At 66.1% G+C, this 274-nt stretch carries 1 protein-coding gene; it reads left to right on the forward strand.

Annotated elements, in window-relative coordinates:
- The coding region (locus tag ACZY0B_RS28045; protein WP_463767468.1) for a hypothetical protein at positions 1–274 on the forward strand (274 nt) is incomplete at both ends.

The following is a 274-nucleotide window of genomic DNA, read 5'->3' on the forward strand; positions in this document are numbered from 1 at the left end:
AAGCCTTGCTCGACAAGGTGGCGGATCGTCCGCAATCTGCCGCCTGGGCCGTGCAGGCCCGCGCACAGATGAGCCGCGAGCAGGTCAATGCCCATCCCTTCCTGGCGGCCCGCATCGAACTGGCCATGCTGTTTGGCCTGACCCGGCCGGAAGCCCTGCTGATCGACCTGAAGCAGGCGGATTGCGGACATTGCCTGATGATCGACATCCGCAGCCAGTACGCGCGCAGCAAGCGGCGGCTCATCATGGTGGAGACCGGCGAGCAGCGTGGCAC

Source organism: Mycobacterium sp. IDUB_19 (assembly GCF_055419445.1).